This is a genomic window from Streptomyces sp. XY431 (assembly GCF_001279805.1).
Taxonomy (GTDB): Bacteria; Actinomycetota; Actinomycetes; order Streptomycetales; family Streptomycetaceae; genus Kitasatospora; species Kitasatospora purpeofusca.
On record NZ_LGDO01000008.1, the window covers coordinates 24,669 to 31,545 of the forward strand.

Consider the following 6,877-nt stretch of genomic DNA (forward strand, 5'->3'; position numbering starts at 1 on the left):
CCCCGCCGGGCGCCGGCCGTCAGACCCGGCGCAGGGTCAGCAGGCCGCCCCGGGGGACGTCGACGAGGCCGCCGTCCAGGTGGACGGTCGAGGTGCCGACGGTCCGGCCGCGAGCGTCCTGGACGGTTGCCTCGGCGGTGCCCCGGCCGCCGGTGAGGCGGACCCCGGGGTCGGCGTCGGCGTTGGCGACCAGCAGCGTACGCCACTCGCCGGCGGCGTCCGTGCCGGTGGCGACGGGCAGCGCCGCGTACCGGGCGACGACGGTGGTGCCGTCGCCGATCGCGCCGATCATCGGGTAGCCGAGGTCGGGCCGGGCCGGCCGGAACTCGCCGAGCTGCAGGGTGTCGACGTGGGCGCGGGAGACACCGAGCCAGAAGGCGAGCGTCTCGCGCTGCGCGGGGCTCTGGACGGCGAGGTCGACGGAGATCTGCGGCACGCCGAACAGGACGTTGATCAGGTGGCAGGCGATCTGCTCGACCGGTTCGGTGGGGTGCCACATCAGCATGTCGGAGTGGACCGCGAGCGGTCCGGCGATCAGCCGGGTGTCGACGACGCGCTGCCGGTTCTCCTGCGCGCTGAGCGGGCAGTCGACGGCCCGGACCATGGTGGCGTAGGGCCACAGGCCGGGGCTGACGTAGGGCTGGCGGTGCTCGATCATCGACTCGGGCGCGGCGGCGACGGTCCGGCGGCGGATCTCGGCGAGCAGCAGGTGCAGGCCCTCGTCGACGGTGGCGCAGTCGGCCTCGGGTCCGGGGGCGGGCGGGTCCTGGACGCCGAACCAGTCGATGAAGTCGACCTTGAGCCCGTCCATGCCCCACTCCTCGACGGCCCGGGCGAGCCGGTCGACCAGGTGGGCGCGGACGGCCGGGTACCGGGGGTCGACGACGACGGCGCCCATGTGGGCGGCGTCCACCAGGGCGAACCGGCTCAGCTCGGCCCAGGCGGCGCTGTCCTTCCCGATGAACGGCAGCGCGTACCAGAGCATGTACTGCACGCCGAGGTCGTGCACGCGGGCGACGTGGGCGGCGGTGTCGGGCAGCGAGTGGGGTTCCCAGTCGCCGCAGTGGGCGTAGCCGCGGGTGCGGTCGGTGGTCATCCAGCCGTCGTCGACGATGATCGTGTCGAGGCCGAGCTCCTTGCCGAGCGCGGCCTGCCGTTCGACGGTCTCCGGGGTGATGTTCTGGTGCAGCGCGTACCAGGTGGAGTAGGCGGGGAGGCGGGCGGCGTCGGGGACGTGGACCGGGCGGCCCCCGGCCCACCAGTCGGCGAGTTCGGCGAGGCTGCGGCCGAAGTGGCGGCCGGAGGTGTCGATGCGGACGGTGAGGCGGCCGGCGGCCTGGACCCAGAACCGGAACTCGCCGGTCTCCTCGACGACGCCGCCGCTGGCGAGGGCCTCCTCGCGGTCGGCGGCGAAGGCGCAGACGGTGGTGTCGCCGGTGCCGACAAGGGCGGCGACGGGGGCGCCGCGGGAGAGACCGGTGCGGCGCGGGGCGCTCCAGGAGGCGGGCAGCCAGCCGGTGCCGCGCGGGTCGGGGGTCCAGAAGGAGGTGACGTCGACGCAGGGGGTGCGCCACTCGATCCGGACGTCCCCGGTCCCGTCCTGGGGGTCTTCTGCGGTGACCTCGATGACGCCCTCGGCGAGGACGTTCACGCTCGCCGTCCCGGCGACCAGCAGCTCCAGCCGTCCGGCGGCGGGGCCGGGCAGGTCCACCGGGCGGGGGCGCGCGGTGGTGGCGGGGGCGTGGGGTTCCCAGATCTCGTCGCTGGTGTCCGTCATGGTTCGGTTCAGCCCTTCGTGGCACCGGCCAGCAGGCCGGAGATGAACTGCCGCTGGAGGACCAGGAAGAGGACCATCATCGGCAGGGTGGATATCGCGGTTCCGGCGAGGATCGAGCCGTAGTCGGTGTTGGCCTTCATGCCCTGGAGGGTGGCGAGGGCGACCGGCAGGGTGTGCATGTCGGTGCTGCGCAGGGCGATCAGCGGCCAGACGAAGCTGTTCCAGGAGCCGAGGAAGAGGAAGATGCCCAGTGCGGCGAGCACCGGCCGCATGACCGGTACCACGATGCCGAACAGCACCCGCAGTTCGCCGGCGCCGTCGACCCGGGCGGCGTCGAGCAGTTCGTCCGGCATGGCGCTGAGCGACTGCCGCATCAGGAAGATCGCGAACGGCACGCACAGGCCGGGCAGGATCAGCGCCTGGTAGCTGTCGAGCAGCCCGAAGGACATCATCATCTTGAACATCGGGACGAGCATCACCTGGTCCGGCACGACCAGGGTCGACAGCAGCACGGCGAACAGCACCGTGCGGCCCCGGAACCGGAACTTGGCGAAGGCGTACCCGGCCAGCAGCGCCACGACGAGCCCGCCGAGGGTCTGCAGGCCGGACACCAGCAGCGAGTTGAGCAGGACCCGGACGAGGCCGACCCGGTCCTGGAGGTGCCCGATGTTGTCGCCCAGGTGGGAGCCGGGCAGCAGCTTCGGCGGCCAGGAGAAGATCTCGCCGTCACTGCGGGTGGCGGCGATCACCAGCCAGTAGAACGGGGCGATCGACAGCCCGGTGACGGCGGCGAGCACCAGGGTGATCGGCCAGCCGCGCAGTCGGCGCCAGAGGCTCGGGCCGGTCGGCGCCGGTACGGCGGGCGGGGCCGCCGGGCCCGGCGCGACGGGCTCGACGGAGGTGGCGGCAGAGGTCATTCGCGTTCTCCCATCAGGCGCATCTGGGCCGCGCCGAGCACCGAGACGAGCAGGGTGAGCGCGTAGGCGATGGCGGAGGCGTAGCCGAAGTCGAAGTAGCGGAAGCCGTTGTCGTACAGGTACATCGAGACCGTGAGGGTCGCGCTGTCGGGGCCGCCGCGGGTCAGGACGTAGGGCTCGTCGAAGAGCTGGAGGGTGCCGATGGTGGAGAGCACCACGGTGAACAGCAGGACGGGCCGCAGCGCGGGCAGGGTGACCGAGCGGAACCGGCGCACCGGTCCGGCGCCGTCGACCATGGCCGCCTCGTACAGCTCCTTGGGGATGCCCTGCAGGCCGGCCAGGTAGATGACGGCGTTGTAGCCGGTGTAGTGCCAGGTCAGCACGAGGACGACGGCCATCCGGGCCCAGAAGCCGTCGCCGAACCAGTCGATGGTCGGCAGGCCGATCGAGTCCAGGAGGTTGTTGACCGCACCGTCCTTGGTGTTGAGGAGGAAGGAGAACAGGATGCCGGTGGCGACCAGTCCGGTGACGGTGGGCATGAAGACGCCGAGCCGCCACACGGTGCGCCAGCGGACGAACGCCGCGTTGAGGCCGACCGCCAGCAGGAGCGCGAGCGCGAGCATCACCGGGACCTGCACGACCAGGATCCGGGCGGTGTTGCCGAGCGCGGTCCAGAACTGCGGGTCGTGCAGCAGCCGTTCGTAGTTGGAGAGGCCGGCGCTGTGGGTGACGCTGCCGGAGCCGGCGGTCAGCGACAGCAGCAGCGAGGAGATGATCGGGTAGGCCTTGAAGACCCCGAAGAGGATCAGCGCGGGCGCGAGCAGCAGGTAGGGCACGGCCCGGCGGCGGAGCCTGGCGCGCCGGACGGCGGCCGGGCGGACCGCCGCCGGGGCGGCCGGCCGGGTGGCCGGAGGAGCGGCGGCCGTCACTTGATCTTGCGCCCGGTCTGCTGGGCCAGCTGCTTGGCCGCGTCCTGGAGCGCCTCGGCCGGGTCGCCGCCCTTGACCAGGACCTTGGTCTGGGCGTCGCTGACCAGCTTGAGGGCGCGGGCGTAGTCGCCGGAGTAGTTGGTGGCGTCGCCGCCCTCGGAGAGCAGGTCGGTGAAGGTCTTCAGGACCGGCTGGCCGCCGTAGTAGGCGCTCGGCTCGCTGTAGATCGGGTCCTGGTAGGCGGCGGTGAGCGCCGGGAAGACGCTGCCGGCCTTGAACATGGCATTGACCGAGTCGGCCCGGGTGAGCGCGTACTCGACGAACTTCCAGGCGGCGGTGCGGCGGGGGCTGGAGGCGGCGACGGCCAGGTGGGTGGTGTTCACGATGGCGGTGCGCTTGCCGCCGGGGGTGACGGCCGGCGGCCGGGTGAGCCGCCAGTTGCCGCTCAGGTCGGGGAACTTGGTCTCGATGTAGTGCGCGGCCCAGGAGGGCTGCGGGCCGGCGCCGAGCTGGCTGTCCTTCATCTGGGTGCGCCAGGCGGTGGAGCCGGGCGTCTCGATGACGAGGCCGGCGTCGTTGAGGCGCTTGACCAGGGTGAGGGCGCGGACGCACTCGGGCGAGGTCAGGGTGATGTCGCCCTTGAGGTCGAAGAAGAACGCGCCCTGCTGCTGCATCAGGGACTGCAGGAAGTCGACGTCGGGGCCGGGGGTGCCGGGCTTGTTGATGCCGAGCACGCCGACACCGGGGTTGGCCGCCTTGAAGGCGTCGGCGCCGGCGATCACGTCGTCCCAGGTCTCGAACGTGGTCGGGTCGAGCTTGGCCCGGTCGAACATGTCCTTGCGGTAGAAGAAGCCCTGGGCGTTGACCTCCCAGGGGAGGGCGCGGGCCTTGCCGTCCTTGTCGGTGACGACCGGCCACAGGCCCTTGGCGAACTTGTCCTTGTGGGCGTCGGCGCCGAGGGCGGAGAGGTCGGCGAGGCCGTTGGGGAACTTCTCCAGGTAGCCGGGCAGGTAGTCGCAGCCGATGTGCAGGACGTCGGCGAGGCCCTGGCCGCCGGCCGCCAGGCCGACGGTGATCTTGTCCCAGATGGCCGGGTTGCCGACGTCCTGGACGTCGACCTTGATGCCCGGATTGTCCTTCTCGAAGGCGGGCACGACGCCGCGCAGGGCGTCGGCGGCGCTGGTCCAGGACCAGACGGTGATGGTGCCGGTGGCGGCGTCCCCACCGGAGGAGCCGGAGCCGTTGGAGCCGCCGCAGGCAGCGAGGGCGCCGCCGGCGGTGAGGGTGAGCAGGCCGGCGCCGGAGGCGCGCAGCAGGTCGCGACGGGAGAGGTGTGACATGGCATGCCCTTCTGAGGGGGTGGACGTCGAGCGGGACGGGGTGGGACGTCGGTGGTGCCAGGTGGTGCATGCGGGGTGGTGCTCGGTGGTGCGTCGTGGTGCGGGTGGTGCGTCGTGGCGCTCGGTGGAGCGTCGTGGTGCGGGTGGTGCTCGGTGGTCCGGGTGGTACCGGGTTCGTGGTGGTACCGGCTGCGGGGTGCACGGTGGTGCGGGGTGCACGGTGGTGCGGGGTGCCGGCCGCCCCGCCCGAAGGCGGGGACGGCCGGGCGCGGGGCGTCCGCTCAGGCGGTGCGGGCGCCCCGCCGTACGTGGGCGAGCGTCTCGCCGAGCAGCTCGGCGGTCCCGGGGTCGGTGCTCGCGTGCGGGGAGAGCCGGATCCAGCCGGCCCGCAGGGTGGTGGACAGGCCCGCGGCGGTCAGCGCGCGGTGGACGGCGGCGGGGTCGGCGCCGGGCAGTCGCAGCCGGGCGATCCCGCTGCCGTGGGCGGCCGGGTCGCCGGTACCGCGGTAGGAGCCGTAGGGGGCGTCCGCCGTCGGACCGCCGCCGGTCTCGGCGCCCGCGGCGCGGGCCGCGGCGAGCAGTCCGCCGAGCACCTCGCCGATCCGGGCCTCGATCCGGCCGGCGCCCTCCTCCCGCACCAGGGCGAGCGCGGCGCCCAGGGCGGCGACGGCGGGGCCGTCGGGGTTGGTGAGGGTGTGGGCGACGGCGCCGGGCCGGGGCGGGCAGGGGTGGGCGGGCGCGTCGATCGGGTCGACCACACCGGACCAGCCGCTGAGCCCGGGTCCGATCCGGTCGGCGATCCGGTCGCGGACCATCAGGACGGCCGCGCCCCAGCCGGCCCGGAGCCACTTCTGGCCGCCGGAGGCGAGCACGTCGGCCGCGTCGGCGGCGAACTCCACGGCGCCGAGGGCCTGGACGGCGTCGACCACCAGGATCCGGTCCGGCCCGATCAGTTCCTTGATCGCGGCCAGTGGCGCCCGGTAGCCGGTCGCGGCGTCGACGGCGCAGACGGCGACGGCGCGCACCTCGTCGTCCAGGTGCTCCCGGACCAGGTCGGCGGTGACCGGGCCTTCGAGCAGGCGGACCGTCAGTCCGCCGTTGTCGGCGGCGCGCAGCCACGGGTAGACGGCGCCGGGGAAGTCGTTCCGCGCCACCAGCACGGTCCCGTCCGGGGCGGATCCGTCGGCGGTGCCGCCCGACGCGGCACCGCCGACGGTCCTCGGGCCACCGGCGGCTCCCGCACCGGCGCCGACCGCGTGGGCGGCGGCGAAGAGCCCGTGCGAGGTGGAGCCGACGAAGGCGATCTCGTGCGGCGCGCAGCCCAGCAGCCCGCCGGCCGTCCGGGCCGCCGCCGCGGTGTCCGCGTCGAGGCTCTCGAGCGCGTCCCAGCCGTGCCGGTGGAGCCGGTCGGCCTCGCGGAGCAGCACCCGGCGGACCGGGTCCGACACCGGCCCGAAGCGGGCGAAGTCCAGGTAGCCGAACGGCTCGGCGAACTTCTTCAGGTACTCGGGCATGACCTTTCCTTGGTCGGGCGGGCGCAGCGATTTGAACGTTCAAATCCCACACAAACGAACAGAACCGATCAACCTTCAACGAGCGGAGGCCAGCAAACGCCCCCGGTCGATTCCCCGTCAAGACCCTGCGCGCCACCGACCCCCGGTCGAGACCCTCTCGTTACCGGCGGCCGATCTGCCCTCCCACCAGCCCTTGCGCAATGCAATTTGACATTACTATTTTACTGGTCAGTGAGTCGAGAGATCATCATCGTTTCCCTCGGCGTCACCGAACCCCCGCGCGGTCCGGGCGGCCCCGGCGCCCCCCACGGCTCCGAACCCCCAGCACGCCCCGCCCCGCGCACCCCCCACATGCTCAATTGGAGCTCCTGTGCCCACCACCCCCCGTCTGCGCTCGGTC

5 protein-coding genes are annotated in these 6,877 nt (G+C 73.3%); all 5 read right to left on the bottom strand.

The features are described 5' to 3' along the window. Window positions 1-19 precede the first annotated feature (19 nt). On the bottom strand, window positions 20-1,777 hold the full coding sequence (locus tag ADK60_RS01980) for a glycoside hydrolase family 36 protein (protein WP_053642654.1): 1,758 nt from the start codon (window positions 1,775-1,777) through the stop codon (window positions 20-22). A gap of 8 nt (window positions 1,778-1,785) precedes the next feature. Beyond that, window positions 1,786-2,694, bottom strand: a complete 909-nt coding sequence (locus ADK60_RS01985; RefSeq protein ID WP_078896380.1) for a carbohydrate ABC transporter permease — start codon at window positions 2,692-2,694, stop codon at window positions 1,786-1,788. Further along, entirely contained in the window at window positions 2,691-3,623 is a 933-nt protein-coding gene (locus tag ADK60_RS01990; protein ID WP_045939307.1) for a carbohydrate ABC transporter permease, read from the bottom strand. The genes ADK60_RS01985 and ADK60_RS01990 overlap by 4 nt, the downstream gene beginning before the upstream one ends. After that, a complete protein-coding gene (locus ADK60_RS01995) occupies window positions 3,620-4,963 on the bottom strand; it encodes an ABC transporter substrate-binding protein (protein WP_053642655.1) in 1,344 nt (447 codons plus the stop codon). Before ADK60_RS01995 ends, ADK60_RS01990 begins: the two co-directional genes overlap by 4 nt. A 281-nt stretch (window positions 4,964-5,244) precedes the next feature. Next, window positions 5,245-6,477 carry an aminotransferase class V-fold PLP-dependent enzyme gene (locus tag ADK60_RS02000; protein WP_053642657.1) on the bottom strand — a complete coding sequence of 411 codons (1,233 nt, stop codon included), beginning with the start codon at window positions 6,475-6,477 and terminating at the stop codon, window positions 5,245-5,247. Window positions 6,478-6,877: the final 400 nt, after the last annotated feature.